Origin of the sequence: Pseudomonas californiensis (assembly GCF_021147775.1) — a bacterium.
GTDB lineage: Bacteria > Pseudomonadota > Gammaproteobacteria > Pseudomonadales > Pseudomonadaceae > Aquipseudomonas > Aquipseudomonas californiensis.
Genome location: NZ_JAGTPK010000011.1, coordinates 112,303 through 128,635, shown reverse-complemented (window position 1 = coordinate 128,635; position 16,333 = coordinate 112,303). Strand labels below are relative to the sequence as shown.

Sequence of the window (16,333 nt, the reverse complement as noted above, 5' to 3'; positions counted from 1 at the left end):
AGGCTTGCCATGCTATAAGCTCACGAAGCAAAGATAATCAGCCAATTAATGGATTGCAGGAACACGATTCGTGAACAATTACCCAAGCCTTGATGACCTCAACGTGTTCATCCATGTGGCGCGCCGCTCCAGCTTTGTCGGTGCCGCCGGTGAGCTCGGGATGTCTGCGGCCTATGTGAGCAAACGTATTCGTTTGCTGGAACAGAACATGGGCGTCGTGTTGTTGCACCGTTCTACCCGGCAGGTATCGATCACCGAAGATGGCGAGCGGGTGTACGAGTGGGCCAAAGGCATTCTTGAATCGGTGCAGCAAATGGGTGACGAAGTCGCGGCCCTGCATGGCGAGCCGAGCGGGCTGCTACGGGTTGTAAGCAGTCAGGGGTTCGGTCGCCGCTTCGTCGCCCCGGCGCTTTCTGAATTGGCCGTGCGCTATTCACGACTGGATATACGCCTGGATATTCAGGACCGGCTGATTGACCTGATCGAGGAGGGCGTTGATCTGGACATCCGCGTAGGCAACGACATTGCTCCGCACCTGCGTGCCAAACACCTGGCCAGCAACTGGCGAGTGCTGTGCGCCAGCCCCGGCTACCTCGCACAACGCGGCATACCTGTCAGCCTGGCAGAACTCGCCAACCATGATTGTCTGGTGATCAAGGAGCGGGACCGCCCGTTCGGCATCTGGCACCTGCACGGTCCCAGTGGCGCAGAAACGGTGAAGATCACCGGCAGCCTGTCGACCAATCATGGGGAAATCGCACGGCAGTGGTGTCTTGATGGGCGAGGCGTGCTGTTGCGTTCGCTGTGGGACGTGCGCGCCGATCTGGCCGCAGGGCATTTGGTGCACGTATTACCCGAGTATCGTCAGGACGCTGACATCTGGGCGGTGCACACCTCACCCCTGATGAGCTCGGCCAAAGTGCGGGTGACGGTAGAGTTTTTGCGGGAGTTTTTTGCTCAGCATCCCGGAATGTCCGAGGCCTGACGCCGCCAATCCCTTGAGGAAGGGGTCGGCGGCTCGCACTCAATGCGCGCCTGCTGCCTTGTTCAGGTCGCTGTCTGCCCATTCGGTGTAAATACAGGCATCCGCAGCCGCCCAGCGCACGCGCACCGGATCGCCTGCCTTGAGCGGCATGCCGGTCGCCGACAACGCCTTGACAGTCATCGCTGTACCGCCGGATGTCACCACTGAGCAGGTCTGGCTTTCGCCCAGAAACAGTACCTCGGTGACGTTGGCGGTGACTTCGTTCCAGCCCGCGTCCAGTGGGTTGGCCGATGCCTGCTCCACGCTCAGCGCCTGAGCCTTTTCCGGACGAACTATCAGCAACACGTCCTGATCGGTCTTCAGGCCGGTGGTCAGGCGAATGGTCAGCGGCCTGCCCTCGAATGTTGCCACCGCGTTGCCCTGCGCCTTGAGCCGGAGAAAGTTGGAGTTGCCGAGAAACGAGGCGACAAAAGCGTTTGGCGGGTTCTGATACAAGTCGTAACCCGAACCCAGCCCAACGATCTTGCCGTGGCTGAAGATCGCAATACGCTGCGACAGGCGCATGGCTTCTTCCTGATCGTGGGTCACATAGACGATGGTAATGCCCAGTCGTCTGTGCAACTGACGCAGCTCGTCCTGAAGGTCTTCGCGCAGTTTTTTATCAAGCGCGCCCAGTGGTTCGTCCATCAGCAGAATGCGTGGCTCATAGACCAGCGCCCGGGCAATAGCAACCCGCTGTTGCTGGCCGCCAGACAGTTGTGAAGGGCGGCGGTGCGCGAACGCTTCCAGTTGCACCAGCTTGAGCATTGCGTCGACTCGCTTTTCCCGCTCGGCCGCAGGCAGTTTGCGAATCGCCAGCGGGAAGGCAATGTTGTCGCGCACCGACAAATGCGGGAACAGCGAATAGCGCTGAAACACCATGCCGATGTCCCGTTTGTGCGGCGGCACATTCACCAGTGACTTGCCGTTGACCAGGATTTCGCCTGAGCTGGGTGTCTCGAAGCCGGCGAGCATCGACAGTGTGGTGCTCTTGCCCGAGCCGCTGGAGCCCAGAAACGTGAGAAACTCACCGTTCTGGATGTCCAGCGAAATGTCGTCGACGGCAGCAAAATCACCGTAATGCTTGTTGAGGTTGCAGAGGCTGACCAGAGGCTTCTGGTCGGCGTGTGCGGGGTCTTTGATCACGGCACTCATGAGGTACTCCTGGCTTCGTTGCGGCGGCGCAGGCCAGCGGCGATGAACATGATCATTACCGACAGGGCGATCAGCAGCGTCGAGGCGACGGCGATCACAGGTGTCAGGTCCTGGCGCAACGTGGTCCACATTTTGACGGGTAGGGTTTGCAGGGTCGGGCTGGCCATCATCACGCTCAGCACCACTTCGTCCCACGACACCAGGAACGCGAACAGCGCACCGGCCATCATGCCGGGACGAATGCCGGGGAAGGTCACTTTGTAAATGGCCTGCAGACGCGATGCGCCACAGATCACCGCTGCATCCTCAATCGACTGATCGAACAGCTTCAGCGAGTTGATGATCGAGATGATGGTAAAGGGCAGGGCGACAATTACGTGGCTGACCACGAAGGAAAACAGCGTGCCGGTGTACCCGAGCTTGAGGAACAGCGCGTACACCGCCACGGCGATGATCACCAAAGGAACGATCATCGGCAGGGTGAAGATGCCGTACAGCAGGTCACGACCAGGAAAACGGCCGCGAACCAGGGCAAAAGCAGTCGGCAGGCCCAGCGCCACGGCGCTGATGGTGGTCAGAATGGCGACCTTGAAGCTGGATGCCGCAGCGGCCATCCACTCGGGGTTTGAGAAAAACTGCTGATACCACTTGAGCGTCCAGCCCGGCGGCGGAAACATCAGCCACTGGGAGGAGCCGAAAGACAGCAGGACGATAAACAGGATCGGCAACAGCAGGAACAGTGCGATCAGGCCCGTGGTCAGGTAAAGACCTGTTCGCAATCCTGGGCTCATGGCATTGGGTGTCAGGAGCATGGCGGCTTACCTCGCATTACTGGCGCCGACCGGGGATTCCGGTTGGAGCTTCAGGTAGAAGTAGAACAGCACCAGGGTGATCAGGATCAGCAGCGCTGCAGCGGCGCTGGCCAGGCCCCAGTTGAGGAACGACTGCACCTGCTGGACGATGAACTCAGGCAGCATCATGTTCTGCGCCCCACCGAGCAGTGCCGGGGTGACGTAGTAACCGAGCGACATGACAAACACCATCAGACCACCGGAGAACAGCCCCGGACGGCACAGCGGCAGGAATACCCTGAAAAAGTTGGTCCATGGACTTGCACCGCAGATCGAACCGGCCTGCAACACCATCGGGTCGATGGCCTGCATGGTCGCCTGCAGGGGCAGCACGATGAACGGGATCATGATGTAGCTCATCCCGATCACCACGCCTGTCAGGTTATGAACCATTTCCAGTGGCTGATCGATGATGCCCATCGCCATCAGACACCTGTTGATGACCCCGGATGCCTGCAACAGCACCAGCCAGGAATAAGTGCGCGCCAACAGACTGGTCCACATCGACAGCAGCACGATGTTGAAAATCCAGCGGCCCCAGCCACGCGGTACCAAGGTAATCACCCAGGCCAGCGGGAAGCCCAGCAACAGGCTGAACAGCGTGACCAGGCCCGCGACCGAAAAGGTATTGAGCAACACCCGCGAATACGCCGAGTTGGCGAACAGTTGCTCGTAGTTGCCAAGGCCCGGTGTGGGCTCCAGTACGCCGCGCAGCAACAGGCCGATCAAGGGTGCGAAGAAGAACAGACCCAGGAAGATCAGCGCCGGAAGCAGATTACGACTGCCACGCCAGCGCTGGGCAAGGGAGGTGGAGGGCTGCATGGTCGCCGCCTTTTTGATAGCCGCACCGGCGGTGCTGGACGCACCCCCGGCCGGGTTGGAAGGTCGGGTAACCGCAGCCGTCATTTTTACTTGACCAGCCATTCGTTCCACCGTGTCGCAATGTCCGGACCGTTCTTGGCCCAGTATGCGAAGTCGAGAGTGATCTGGTCCGGGGCATAGGCGGTCGGCAGGTTTTTCGCCAGCGTTGAGTCCAGGCGTGCCACGCTGTCGAGGTTTACCGGGGCGTAGGCGCTCAGGTTGGAGAAGTCAGCCTGACCGCGTGGGCTGGTTGCTTCGGCAATGAACTTCATTGCGGCATCCTTGTTCCTGGCGCCTTTTGGCACTACCAGGAAGTCGGCCATAACCAGATTCTGCTTCCAGCTCACACCCACCGGGGCGCCATCCTGTTGAAGGGCGTAGACGCGGCCGTTCCACATCTGGCCCATGACGGCTTCGCCGGACGCGAGCAACTGTTGCGACTGGGCACCGCCGCCCCACCAGACGATGTCTTTCTTGATGGTGTCGAGCTTCTTGAAGGCGCGGTCCAGGTCGAGAGGGTAGAGCTTGTCGGCTGCGACACCATCGGCGAGCAGAGCCAGCTCAAGCACGCCTGGGCTCGGCCATTTGTACATTGCACGTTTGCCAGGGTAGGTCTTGGTGTCGAACATGGCTGCCCAGTCGACCGGCGGTTTGGCGCCAACCTTGCCTACGTTGTAGCCCAGCACGAAGGAGAAGAAGAACGAACCGGCGCCGTGGTCGGACACAAAGCGCGGGTCGATTCTGTCGCGCTTGATGGTATTGAAATCCAGAGGCTCCAGCAGGCCTTCGGCAGCGGCGCGCAGGGCGAAGTCGGCTTCGACATCAACGACGTCCCACTGCACGTTGCCGCTTTCAACCATGGCCTTGAGTTTGCCGTAGTCAGTCGGGCCGTCCTGCACGACGGTGATGCCGCTGGATTTGGTGAACGGAGCCGCCCACGCCTGTTTCTGGGCGTCCTGTGTGGAGCCACCCCAGCTTACGAAGTTGACGCTTTCGGCGGCCATGGCGGCTGCACTTGAAAGGGCCAGAACGCCAGCCGCCAGGACTGCCGTTGCACGTTTGTTCAACACCATTTTCACGCCCTCATTTGTTGTGTTTTGAGCGGGCTTTTCTTGCCCGCGTATTCGGGAGCAGTAGGTCCAGAGGACCGTTGAAACTGGCGACCTGTCAGGGCTTTTATTGGGCTGTCCCAGAGCGGGGGCGCCTGACAAAACAATCGGTCTACGGGATATCATATTATGGTATTCCAAACTTTGTGCAAGCACTTTGCCCTTTCGAAACGCTCGGATTCGGCGTTTTTAATCGATCTCAGTGGGATGCCCAAAGCCTGCGGCTTGTGACTCATGGCTGATATTCACCAGCGCTGCGCGGGCGTTATCCAGGAAACGGAATGCTTTCAACGACTTCCAGATCGTAGCCGGTGAGACCTGCATATTTGAGCGGTGGGCCCAGATGGCGCAACTTCCCGACACCGAGGTTTTGCAGGATCTGCGCGCCGGTCCCCACTTCGGAATAGATGCGTGACTGGGAGCGGGTGTACTGTCGCGGTGGCTGGGTAAGCTGAGGGATACGCTCCAGCAAGGCCTGAGATGACTCGTGGTTGGCCAGTACCACGACTACGCCATGACCTTCTTCCGCGACTCTTTGCAGGGCCGCCCACAGCGTCCAGTTGGCAGGCCCGGTGTATTCGGCCCCCACCAGATCACGCGGTGGATCGACCACATGGACACGCACCAGTGTCGGGAAATCGGGCTTGATGTCGCCCATCACCATGGCCATGTGTACGCCACCCTCGATGCGGTCTTCGTAGCTGAACAGGCGGAACGTGCCGTGCACGGTGGGCAGATCGCGCTCGCCGATCCTGACGATCGTGTGTTCGGTACTCAGTCGGTAATGGATCAGGTCGGCGATGGTGCCGATGCGTATCCCGTGCTTGTTGGCGAACCTTATCAAGTCATCGCGCCTGGCCATCGTGCCGTCATCATTCATGACCTCAACAATCACCGAAGCGGGCGTCAAACCGGCGAGACGACCCAGGTCACAGCCGGCTTCAGTGTGACCAGCGCGGGTCAATACGCCGCCTTCGCGGGCGCGCAACGGGAATATATGGCCCGGTTGTACCAGGTCTTCCGGCGCCGCAGCCGGGTGGACAGCCGCCTGAACCGTTCGGCAACGGTCGGCGGCGCTGATACCGGTAGTGACGCCGGTTGTCGCCTCTATAGACACGGTGAAGGCTGTTGCGAACACGCTGCCATTGCTGGGAACCATCTGCTCAAGCCCCAGACGCTGACAATGCTCATCGGTCAGCGTCAGGCAAATCAGGCCGCGTGCTTCGCGGGCCATGAAGCTGATTGCCTCAGGCGTGCAGCAATCCGCTGCAAGCAACAGATCGCCTTCGTTTTCCCGGTCTTCGTCATCGACCAGCAGGACCATCTTGCCTTGCCGGAAGTCATCAATGATGTCTTCGATACGATCGAATGCCATGCTCGGATCTCGGTGTTATGGATGAATGAATCGTGGTATACCATAAGACAGAATATTTCACAGATTCCCTATCAATGAAACAGTGAGATCACGATGAAGGCTTATTGGATTGCGCACGTCGACGTGACTGACCCTGAGCAGTACAGTCAATATACCCAGCGAGCGCCAGCGGCGTTCCAACTATTTGGTGGCAAATTCATGGCGCGGGGCGGCCGCTCCGACGCCTTGGAAGGGCGGGCTACTCCGCAGCGTACCGTCGTCATTGAGTTCGAGTCTTACGAGCAGGCGGTCGCCTGTTATCAATCGGCTGAGTATCAGCAGGCAATGAGTTACCGGCAGGGCGCTGCAAGGGCAGAAATCGTCATTGTCGAAGGGTTTGCGGGCAACTGACGGTTGCGCACCGCTTTATCGAATGAAGTGCACCTTGCCGGTGTCGTCATTGCCGATGTAGATCCCGTAAACGCCCGCCTGACGCTCTTCGATATAGCGCTCGAGAATCTGGCGGATGGCGGGGTAGTAAATGCTGTCCCAGGGAATGTCTTCGGGGGCGAAGAACTTGTAGTCCAGGGTTTCCGGGCCGAACTGGCCGGTAATCTCGATCGCAACGGCGCGAAAGACGATGTACACCTCGCTGATCTGCGGCACGCTGAAAATGGAATAGGGCGAGATGATCTCGGCGCGCACGCCGCTTTCTTCCCAGACTTCGCGCAGGGCCGCCTGCTCGGTAGTCTCACCTCCTTCCATGAACCCGGCAGGCAAAGTCCAGGTGCCAGGGCGAGGCGGGATCGCACGCTGGCACAGCAGGTATTTGCCCTCCTGCTCGATGATGCAGCCGGCGATGATCTTGGGGTTGATGTAGTGAATGTAGTCACAACCTGCGCACATCCACCGCGTATGCGTATCGCCTGGCGGAACGCGCTGACCGAGTTCGGCACTGCCGCATTGCGGGCAAAAACGCGGTGGACGTGTGCCCATGTCAGCGGCCCATACGGGGTTCTTTGAGCGCGACCGGCGCCACGATATCGCGCACTTTTGCGTCGTCGTCCTGCTTGGACTTCAGATACTGCAACGCCACGTGAGCCGCCTTGCGCACATGATCGACACACGCCTGGTGTGCGGCCAGTGGATCGCCGCTCTTGATGGCTTCTACCATCAGCTCCATTTCCTTGTTACTGGCTTCGCGGCGGTTTTCCTGGGAAACCGACGTGGCGCGCAGGTAACTGATCCGTGCTTGCAACTGGCGCAGTTGAGTCGCAGCAACATGGTTGCCCGAGCCTTCGAGCAGCACGTCATAAAACCCCTGAACCGAATCGATGACCTGCTGCAACTCACCTTCCTTGAGTGACTTGCGATTGTCTTCCAGGGCTTTTTCCAACGCACGAATGTCCTTGGGTTTGGCACGCAAGGTGAACAATTGAACGATCAACCCTTCCAGCACGCAGCGCAGCTCATAGATGTCGCAGGCGTCCGCCAGGGTGATAATGGCGACCCTTGGCCCTTTTGCGTCAGCAAATTCGACCAGGCCTTCAGACTCGAGGTGGCGGAGTGCTTCGCGAACCGACGTGCGACTGACGCCGAGTCGATCGCACAGGTCCCGCTCGACAAGCCGATCCCCTGGCAGCAGCTGAAAATTCATGATCGCACTGCGCAGTTTGTCGAGCACGATCTCGCGCAGAGTCACGGGGTTGCGGTTGACCTTGAAGTTGTCGTCGAGTGGCAGGCGTTTCATCAGGTGCGCTCAGAGTAGGCTGTCAAAGTGGAAAAACGTGGCCCCGGCAAAGGGCCTCGCTCATGTCGGCAACCCGCTGTCGAGGCGGGCTACAGCATGGCCCGGACGATTGAATCCGGGTCGCGGCCGAGTTTATCACGCCGTTGCCCGCAACCAACAAAACGCCCCTGACGTTGTCAGACCAGCGCTGGCAGCGCGCCCATCTTGCCTCGGTGATAGACCATGGGTGTCACAGGAATCGCAGGCAATATCAGATTTTTTACCGCACCGACGATGATCGCGTGGTCACCACCGTCGTATTCGCGCCACAGCTCACATTCGATGATAGCCGTCGCCTTGCTGAGCAGCGGGTTGCCCAGTTCGCTCAGGTGCCACTCGATGCCTTTGGTCTTGTCCTTGCCTTTGCTGGCAAAGGCATAAGCCTCGGGCTGTTGCTCCGCAGAGAGCAGATGAATCGCGAACTTCTTGCTGTCGCGCAGCACAGGGTAGGTGTCCGACGCATAGTTGGGGCAGAACAGCACCAGCGCAGGGTCAATGGACAGGGCGCTGAAGGCGCTGGCGGTGATGCCGACCAGATTGCCCTCAGGGTCCAGCGTGGTGACTATCGTCACGCCTGATGGGAAAGACGCCATCACTTCTTTGTAGATACCGGGTTCGATCATCGCAGCAGCCTCGTTAACGCATGACAAATGGATCAGGCATGGGCGCCTGCGAAAGGTTGATCCATACCGTTTTCAGCTCGGTATAGGCCAGCACGGAGTCTATCCCGCTCTCACGGCCGTAGCCGCTGTTTTTGAAACCACCGATAGGCGCCATTGCTGAAACGGCACGGTAGGTGTTGACCCAGATAATACCGGAGCGGATGTCACGCGCCAGACGGTGCGCGCGACCCAGGTCACGGGTCCAGATTCCAGCAGCCAGCCCGAACTGGGAGTCGTTGGCAATCGCCAACGCTTCTGCCTCATCCTTGAACCGAATCACCGAGGCCACCGGACCAAAGACTTCTTCCTGCATTATTTTCATCGAGTTGTGGTCGCATTCGAACAGGGTTGGCTCATAAAACCAACCCTCGCCGGCCATAGAAGGGCGTTTGCCGCCCAGGCGAAGACGCGCACCTTCGGCCAGTGCATCGGCCACCAGACCTTCGACAACGGCTAGCTGCTGCGCCGTAGCCATGGGGCCCATCTCGGTGCTTTCGTCCTGCGGATTGCCAATGCGGATTCGGCTGGCGCGCTCGACCAGTCTTTCGACGAAGGTATCGTAGATTTCGTCCTGAACCAGCAGCCGCGAGCCCGACACGCAGCTTTGGCCCGACGCGGCATAAATGCCTGCCACGGCACCGTTGATGGCGCTGTCCAGGTCGGCATCGGCAAAGATGATGTTGGGAGACTTGCCGCCCAGTTCCAGTGACAGCTTGGCGAAGTTTTCCGCACTGCTGCGCACCACATGCCTGGCCGTTGCTGCGCCGCCAGTAAAGGCGATCTTGCGCACCAGCGGATGGCGGGTGAGCGCCGCTCCTGTAGTCGGGCCGTAGCCGGTGATGACGTTGACCACACCCGCTGGAATGCCAGCCTCAAGTGCGAGTCGGGCCAGTTCCAGCACCGTCGCGGAAGCGTGTTCTGAAGGCTTGAGGACGATGGTGTTACCGGCGGCAAGCGCTGGGGCGAGCTTGATAGCGGTCAGATACAGCGGACTGTTCCAGGGAATGATACCGGCCACCACGCCCATCGGCTCGTGCACCGTGTAGGCAAACAGATCCGGTTTGTCGAGGGGCAGGGTGCCGCCTTCCAGCTTGTCGGCAAGACCTGCGGTGTAATGGAAGAACTCTGGCAGGTAGCTGACCTGACCGCGGGTTTCACGAATCAGTTTGCCGTTGTCACGGCTTTCCAGCTGGGCCAGTTGTTCCTTGTTATCGGCAATCAGATCGCCCAGCCTGCGCAGCAATTTGCCTCGGGCAGTGGCTGTAAGACCGCGCCATGCCGGGCTTTCGAAAGCGCGTTGAGCGGCCTGTACGGCACGCTCCACGTCGTCTTCGCCCGCGTCGGGTAACTGCGCCCAGGGCTGCGCCAGCGCCGGGTTCAGACTGTCAAAGGTCTTGCCTGACAGCGCATCGACCCATTGGCCGTCGATGCACATCTGGAAGCGGGTAAGGCTCATGCAACAATCCCTTTCATCGAGTTGTGAACAGCTGCTGACTTGTCGAGAAAGTTCAGCAGCACCTGATTCACCAGCCGTGGCGATTCAACCGGCATCATATGACGCTGATCGGGCAGAATCGCGACTTCCGCCCCTTTGATGCGCATCGCCAGTTCGCGGGCCATTTCTGGCGTTGAGCCAGGGTCCAGCTCGCCGGTAGCAATGAGCGTCGGTGCGCGAATATCGCCCAGATCCTCGGCGCGGTACATGTCCTGCGTCGCGAACAGCTTGTAGGTGGTCAAGTAACCCTGCGGGTCGTTGCTGGCCAGATTCTGCCGAATGGCAGCGATCTGTGCAGGGTTGGCCGCCTGGTACTCGCGGCTGAACCAGCGCGACAGCGCTTCGCCTGCATTGGCGTCCGGACCGTGTTCGGCCGCCTGGCTGGTGCGCGCGATGACGCCGGCTCGCTGTTCGGGGCTGCGATTGAACACGCTGTTGAGAATTACCAGGCCGGACAGGCGTTCCGGGAACTGCAAGGCAAACGCCCTGGCGACCAAACCGCCCATCGAGAAGCCGATGACGCTGGCCTGGGTAAGCCCCAGATGGTCCAGCAATTCGTAAAGTTGTTGCGCATAACCGGGCAGCCCGGTTTCGGGGTCGGGTCGAGGGCTGGCACCATGCCCCAGCATGTCATAGGCGATGACCTGGTAGTGCGATGCCAGCCCAACGATCTGGCCGCCCCACATCTCTTTGTTCAGGCCCACCCCGTGAATCAACACCACAGGGTGGCCTTGGCCGGTGGCCAGATAACTGGTCCCGGCCGGGGTGCGTTCAGCGGTGAGCTGACTCATGGATCGCTCCTGCGCAGACGTGAACATGATCGGATCACTGCGCCTTTTCGGCGGCCAGTTCTTCCAGGTCGATATAGCGGTTGCCGATGCGCGGGTGCAGACGTCCACCGTTTGCAGCACCCAGCACCACAACGATCTCGTCGGCACGCGGCGAGTCTTCGATGTGCATTTCCAGGGTGATGTAGTGCGAGCGCAGGCCTTCGTCATCCTTGTGCATCATCGGAATCTGGATGGAGGTACCCGGGCCGCCGCGCTTGTTGGTAAAACTCAGGTAGCTCTTGGCCTTGACTGCTTCGCGGTAATGATTGCCGAAGCGCAGGGTGTGGATCACGGCAGAGGCGTGTTCGATCTCGCCATCTGCACCGACCACGGCAGCTTTACCGTAGGCCTCGATCTTGTCCGCACCGCCAATCGCGTCAGTGAGTTGCTTGACCATCAGCTCACCCAGATCCGAGCAATTGGCGCGGATCTCAGGCTTGAGGTCTTCGATGAAGCCACGACCGAGCCAAGGATTCTTGATCACCACGGCCAGGCCTACCATGGTCACAGGCTTGTCGGTCGCTTTGTCGCCTTCAATGAAGGTTTCTTCGGTGTAATTGACTATTTTGCGGATATCAAAGCTCATGCAGGACTCCTGAATCAAGCGCAGTTGTATTTCGTATGATGGTATACCATAAGACTGGGCGTGCATATGCTTTATTCGTGCGCTCGTTCAGGGGCTACACGACCGCCCTGTGCGTGGAAAACATCGGGCCAGACCGCTTCGCTTGCTGGTGAACGATCACGACCATTCGTCAGGTGTGCGGGCAATCACTTTGAACATGGCTGCTTCTGTCGTGACAGAAATACGGTGAGCCGCAGCGTGCTCACGTTTTTTTTCACTGTCTGGAGAGCCATGAATGAAAGCCATCGTCTACAACGGTCCGCGTGACGTCAGCGTTCAAAACGTACCGGATGCGAAGATAGAGAAGCCGACAGACGCTCTTGTCCGGGTGACCACTACCAATATCTGCGGTTCGGATCTGCACATGTACGAAGGCCGTACATCGTTTGAAACCGGGCGCATTTTCGGCCACGAAAACATGGGCGAAGTCATTGAGGTCGGCGCGGGCGTTGACCGCATCAAGGTCGGCGACCGGGTCTGCCTGCCGTTCAATATCGGCTGCGGTTTCTGCGAAAACTGCGAAAAAGGCCTGACCGGTTACTGCCTGACCGCCAACCCGGGGAGCGCCGGTGCTGCCTATGGTTTTGCCGACATGGGCAGCCATGAAGGCGGACAGGCCGAACTGCTGCGCGTGCCCTATGCGGACTTCAACTGCCTGCTGCTTCCCGAGGACGCCGTCGAACGCGAAGACGACTATGTGATGCTGTCAGACATCTTTCCGACTGGCTGGCATGCCACTGAGCTTTCGGGTTTGCTGCCGGGCGAAAGCGTTGCGATTTACGGAGCCGGGCCAGTCGGTCTGATGGCTGCGCACTCCGCCATGATCAAGGGTGCCTCGCAGGTATTTGTCGTCGACAGCCACCCGGATCGTCTGGCGCTGGCAGAGAAGATGGGTGCGACGCCGATCAATTCCGTGGAGCAGGGCGCCGTGGATCAGATCCTCAACCTCACGAATGGCAAAGGCACCGACCGGGGCTGTGAATGCGTGGGTTATCAGTGCTGTGATCGTCATGGCAAAGAGGCTAACCATCTGACCATGAACAACCTGGTGGCATCGACCAAACCGACCGGCGGAATCGGCGTCGTGGGCGTGTTCGTGCCGCAGGATCCGGGCGCTCAGAACGAACTGGCCAAAGAGGGCAAGATGGCCTTCGATTTCGGCGCTTTCTGGTTCAAGGGTCAGCAGATTCGCACCGGGCAAGCCAACGTCAAAGCCTACAACCGTCGCTTGGCCGAACTGATCCATCATGGTCGAGCGACGCCCTCCCAGATTATTTCCCACCGCTTGAAACTGTCTGAAGGCCCTTCGGCTTACCAGCATTTCGACGCCCGTGATGATGGCTGGACCAAAGTGGTTCTCAAGCCAGCTGCCTGACGCCGTGGCGCGTCAATCAACCTCTGCCGCGCCTGGTCAGGCGTGGGCGAGAGTCGTCAATCTCAAGGAGATCTTCAAATGAAACAAGAGTATCCAACACCACCGTTCCCCAAGCAGCCTCAATCTGTCCCCGGCTCTCAAGCCAAAATGGACCCGTACCCGGATTGTGGTGAGCAGAGCTACACCGGCTCTGGACGTCTCAAGGACAAGATCGCGCTGGTTACCGGTGCTGACAGCGGTATCGGTCGCGCGGTGGCTATTGCGTTTGCCCGCGAAGGTGCGCAGGTCGCGATTTCCTACCTGAATGAGCACGACGACGCCAAGGAGACGGCGCGTTGGGTAGAAGAGGCCGGTCGCAAATGCCTGCTGCTGCCAGGCGATCTGGCGCAACGTCAACAGTGTGAAGACATCGTCAGCAAGACGGTCGAGGAATTCGGTCGCATTGATGTGCTGGTCAACAATGCCGCCTTTCAGATGAGCCACGAGACCCTTGAGGAGATCACGGACGAAGAGTGGGTAAAGACGTTCGATACCAACATCACGTCGATGTTTCGTATCTGCAAGGCCGCGGTTCCGCACATGGCCAAGGGCAGCTCGATCATCAATACCAGCTCGGTCAACTCCGACATGCCCAAGGCCACATTGCTGCCGTATGCCACCACCAAGGGCGCGATTGCCAACTTTACCGGCGGTCTTGCGCAATTGCTGGGCCCCAAGGGTATTCGCGTAAACAGCGTCGCGCCCGGTCCGATCTGGACGCCTCTGATTCCATCGACCATGTCGCCTGAGGAAGTCGAAAGCTTCGGCAGTCAGACGCCACTGGGTCGCCCTGGCCAACCGGTCGAAGTGTCGCCTATCTACGTGCTGCTGGCGTCCGATGAGGGCAGTTATATTTCCGGCGAGCGATACGGCGTGACCGGCGGTAAACCGATTCTGTAAATCCTGTGAGTGCGGTGCCTGTTCCGGGCACCGCCTCGGTATTCACTTCATTGAAATCAAAGGAAATTTCACAAACCGTCGGATGTCTATGCAGTAACACTTGATGTCAGGCAGGTCCTCATGAAATTTTCAAAATTTGCACAATCCCTTTCCAAATGGGCAGGCAGCCCCGGCACATTCGCCGTCGCCGTTGTCCTTATCGGGGTCTGGGCCAGCACCGGCCCATGGTTCCATTACAACGACACCTGGCAGTTGATCATCAACACGTCGACGACGATCATTACGTTTCTGATGGTGTTCCTGACTCAGAACACTCAGAACCGTGACAACGATGTGCTGCACCTCAAGGTGGATGAATTGCTGCGAGTCACCAAGGATGCGCAGAACGCACTGTTAAGCCTGGACAATCTTGATCAGAAAGAGCTCCGGGCGCTGCGCAAGAAATACAAGGCCATGGGTGACCAGCAGGCGCTTGCACCACTACCGATCCTGCCTGATTCAAACTGAATGACTTGAATCCTCGTTTATCGACCCGATATTCATAAAGTCCCATGAGTATGGCCACCTTGAAGGCTCATGCCTTTGTTGCCGTTTGACCCGTATTTGCATCGTCTCAAGAGCACCAATCGGCCGCTGTCGATGAGGTCGCTTGACCAATACGGGTATACGCCCCTAAATTCTGGGCAGTTTTGGCTCTGGGCAGTTTTTGAGCGAATCTCACGCTCCCTTGCAACGACCTATGGAGAGTTGCCATGTACCCCGACGTACAGCTTTATATTGACGGCCAATGGCGCGCGAGTCGCGACGGCCGTACCTTGCCGGTCATCGATCCCGCCACCGGTGAGTCGATCGGCACTGTCGCTCACGCAAGTAATCCCGATCTGGACGAAGCGCTGGCTGCTGCCGAGCGCGGCTTCGCGACCTGGCGCGCCACGTCCGCCTATGACCGTTACAAAATCATGCAGAAAGCGGCTGCGCTGGTTCGCGAACGGGCCGACAGCATCGCGCGCATCATGACCCAAGAGCAGGGCAAGCCTTTGGCGGAAGCACGCATGGAAGCCATGTCTGCAGCCGATATCATCGAATGGCTGGCTGAAGAGGGCCGTCGCAGCTACGGGCGTATCGTGCCGTCGCGCGGCGTTTCCATCGAGCAGAAAGTCATCAAGGAGCCAGTAGGTCCGGTGGCGGCGTTCACGCCCTGGAACTTCCCGATCAACCAGGTGGTGCGCAAGTTGTCTTCTGCGCTGGCTGCCGGTTGCTCGATCATCGTCAAGGCCCCGGAAGAAACCCCGGCGTCGCCTGCCGAACTGATTCGCGCCTTCGCTGACGCCGGTGTGCCAGCGGGCGTGATCGGTCTGGTGTATGGCATTCCGGCGGAAATCTCCAATTACCTGATTCCGCATCCGGTCATCCGCAAAGTGACATTCACCGGCTCCACGCCGGTCGGCAAGCAGTTGGCTGCGCTGGCCGGTCAGCACATGAAGCGCGCGACCATGGAGTTGGGCGGTCATGCGCCGGCCCTGGTATTCGAAGACGCTGACATTGATCTGGCTGCTCGTGTTCTGGCAACCGCCAAGTTCCGCAATGCCGGGCAAGTCTGTGTATCACCCACGCGGATACTGGTGCAGCGCAATGTGCTGGAAGCCTTCACCGAAAAATTCGTCGGCCTGACCCGTGAGATTAAAGTGGGCAATGGTCTGGAAGCAGGCACAACCATGGGGCCGGTCGCCAACGAACGCCGAATTCCTGCGCTTGTGGATCTGGTCGACGATGCGGTTCGCGCTGGTGCTACCTTGTCAGCGGGCGGCAAGGCCATTGATGGCCCTGGTTATTTCTTCGAACCCACTGTGTTGAGCGGGCTGACCCGTGACATGCGCATCATGAACGAAGAGCCGTTCGGCCCTGTTGCGCTGCTGGTGCCATTCGATACCGTCGAGGAGGCAATTGCCGAGTCCAACCGTGTCCCGTTCGGTCTTGCATCCTATGCGTTTACCACATCGATGAAGACTGCTCAGGCACTGAGTACCTACATCGAAGCGGGCATGCTGTCGATCAACCATCAGGGTATTGGCCTGCCAGAAATCCCGTTCGGCGGTATCAAGGACTCCGGCTACGGCTCGGAGGGTGGTACAGAGGCCATCGAGGCTTATCTGAACACCAAGCTGGTCACTCAGTACAACTGATTGTCGGAAGGTAAAATAAAACGGTCGCCCTGTTTGCACAGGCCGACCGTTTTTGGTTTGTAGCATCATTCATACGGCAGG

17 protein-coding genes are annotated in these 16,333 nt (G+C 59.1%); 6 read left to right on the top strand and 11 right to left on the bottom strand.

Annotated features, from left to right (window positions below; genetic code table 11):
* The first annotated feature begins 70 nt into the window (after window positions 1-70).
* Window positions 71-985, top strand: a complete 915-nt coding sequence (locus tag KDX37_RS13100) for a LysR substrate-binding domain-containing protein (protein WP_231653129.1) — start codon at window positions 71-73, stop codon at window positions 983-985.
* A gap of 39 nt (window positions 986-1,024) precedes the next feature.
* Here KDX37_RS13100 and KDX37_RS13095 read toward each other — a convergent pair whose 3' ends face one another.
* From KDX37_RS13095 to ribBA, 5 genes are all read right to left on the bottom strand, one after another.
* Window positions 1,025-2,179, bottom strand: coding sequence for an ABC transporter ATP-binding protein (locus KDX37_RS13095; protein WP_231653128.1), 1,155 nt, complete (start codon window positions 2,177-2,179; stop codon window positions 1,025-1,027).
* Window positions 2,176-2,991 carry an ABC transporter permease gene (locus KDX37_RS13090; RefSeq protein WP_231653127.1) on the bottom strand — a complete coding sequence of 272 codons (816 nt, stop codon included), beginning with the start codon at window positions 2,989-2,991 and terminating at the stop codon, window positions 2,176-2,178. Before KDX37_RS13090 ends, KDX37_RS13095 begins: the two co-directional genes overlap by 4 nt.
* A 6-nt stretch (window positions 2,992-2,997) precedes the next feature.
* Window positions 2,998-3,954 (bottom strand): ABC transporter permease, encoded by a 957-nt coding sequence (locus KDX37_RS13085; protein WP_231653126.1) that lies wholly within the window; start codon window positions 3,952-3,954, stop codon window positions 2,998-3,000.
* Window positions 3,939-4,964: an ABC transporter substrate-binding protein gene (locus tag KDX37_RS13080; protein WP_231653125.1), complete on the bottom strand. Its 1,026-nt coding sequence runs from the start codon at window positions 4,962-4,964 to the stop codon at window positions 3,939-3,941. The genes KDX37_RS13085 and KDX37_RS13080 overlap by 16 nt, the downstream gene beginning before the upstream one ends.
* A 301-nt stretch (window positions 4,965-5,265) precedes the next feature.
* Window positions 5,266-6,375, bottom strand: coding sequence for a bifunctional 3,4-dihydroxy-2-butanone-4-phosphate synthase/GTP cyclohydrolase II (gene ribBA, locus KDX37_RS13075; RefSeq protein ID WP_231653124.1), 1,110 nt, complete (start codon window positions 6,373-6,375; stop codon window positions 5,266-5,268).
* A gap of 93 nt (window positions 6,376-6,468) precedes the next feature.
* On the opposite strand from ribBA, the gene KDX37_RS13070 reads away from it, so the two are divergent.
* Window positions 6,469-6,765, top strand: a complete 297-nt coding sequence (locus KDX37_RS13070; protein ID WP_231653123.1) for a DUF1330 domain-containing protein — start codon at window positions 6,469-6,471, stop codon at window positions 6,763-6,765.
* A 15-nt stretch (window positions 6,766-6,780) separates the two neighbouring features.
* On the opposite strand, the gene KDX37_RS13065 is transcribed toward KDX37_RS13070, so the two are convergent.
* The 6 genes from KDX37_RS13065 to KDX37_RS13040 all read right to left on the bottom strand — a co-directional run bounded on the left by KDX37_RS13065 (window position 6,781) and on the right by KDX37_RS13040 (window position 11,716).
* Window positions 6,781-7,350: an NUDIX hydrolase gene (locus KDX37_RS13065; protein WP_231653122.1), complete on the bottom strand. Its 570-nt coding sequence runs from the start codon at window positions 7,348-7,350 to the stop codon at window positions 6,781-6,783.
* Window position 7,351: 1 nt separating this feature from the next.
* Window positions 7,352-8,104: a GntR family transcriptional regulator gene (locus tag KDX37_RS13060; protein ID WP_231653121.1), complete on the bottom strand. Its 753-nt coding sequence runs from the start codon at window positions 8,102-8,104 to the stop codon at window positions 7,352-7,354.
* Between the two features lie 176 nt (window positions 8,105-8,280).
* Window positions 8,281-8,766, bottom strand: a complete 486-nt coding sequence (locus tag KDX37_RS13055; protein WP_231653120.1) for a flavin reductase family protein — start codon at window positions 8,764-8,766, stop codon at window positions 8,281-8,283.
* A gap of 13 nt (window positions 8,767-8,779) precedes the next feature.
* Entirely contained in the window at window positions 8,780-10,261 is a 1,482-nt protein-coding gene (locus KDX37_RS13050) for an aldehyde dehydrogenase (RefSeq protein ID WP_231653119.1), read from the bottom strand.
* On the bottom strand, window positions 10,258-11,091 hold the full coding sequence (locus KDX37_RS13045; protein ID WP_231653118.1) for an alpha/beta fold hydrolase: 834 nt from the start codon (window positions 11,089-11,091) through the stop codon (window positions 10,258-10,260). The genes KDX37_RS13050 and KDX37_RS13045 overlap by 4 nt, the downstream gene beginning before the upstream one ends.
* Window positions 11,092-11,125: 34 nt before the next feature.
* Window positions 11,126-11,716, bottom strand: coding sequence for an amino acid synthesis family protein (locus KDX37_RS13040; RefSeq protein ID WP_231653117.1), 591 nt, complete (start codon window positions 11,714-11,716; stop codon window positions 11,126-11,128).
* 274 nt (window positions 11,717-11,990) lie between these two features.
* Here KDX37_RS13040 and KDX37_RS13035 point away from each other — a divergent pair, with 274 nt between their 5' ends.
* The 4 genes from KDX37_RS13035 (at window position 11,991) to KDX37_RS13020 (ending at window position 16,252) form a co-directional block, all read left to right on the top strand.
* Window positions 11,991-13,130 carry a glutathione-independent formaldehyde dehydrogenase gene (locus KDX37_RS13035; RefSeq protein ID WP_231653116.1) on the top strand — a complete coding sequence of 380 codons (1,140 nt, stop codon included), beginning with the start codon at window positions 11,991-11,993 and terminating at the stop codon, window positions 13,128-13,130.
* 78 nt (window positions 13,131-13,208) lie between these two features.
* Window positions 13,209-14,069 carry an SDR family oxidoreductase gene (locus KDX37_RS13030; protein ID WP_231653115.1) on the top strand — a complete coding sequence of 287 codons (861 nt, stop codon included), beginning with the start codon at window positions 13,209-13,211 and terminating at the stop codon, window positions 14,067-14,069.
* 120 nt (window positions 14,070-14,189) lie between these two features.
* Window positions 14,190-14,576 carry a low affinity iron permease family protein gene (locus KDX37_RS13025; RefSeq protein WP_231653114.1) on the top strand — a complete coding sequence of 129 codons (387 nt, stop codon included), beginning with the start codon at window positions 14,190-14,192 and terminating at the stop codon, window positions 14,574-14,576.
* A gap of 245 nt (window positions 14,577-14,821) precedes the next feature.
* A complete protein-coding gene (locus KDX37_RS13020; RefSeq protein WP_231653113.1) occupies window positions 14,822-16,252 on the top strand; it encodes an NAD-dependent succinate-semialdehyde dehydrogenase in 1,431 nt (476 codons plus the stop codon).
* Window positions 16,253-16,333 lie beyond the last annotated feature (81 nt).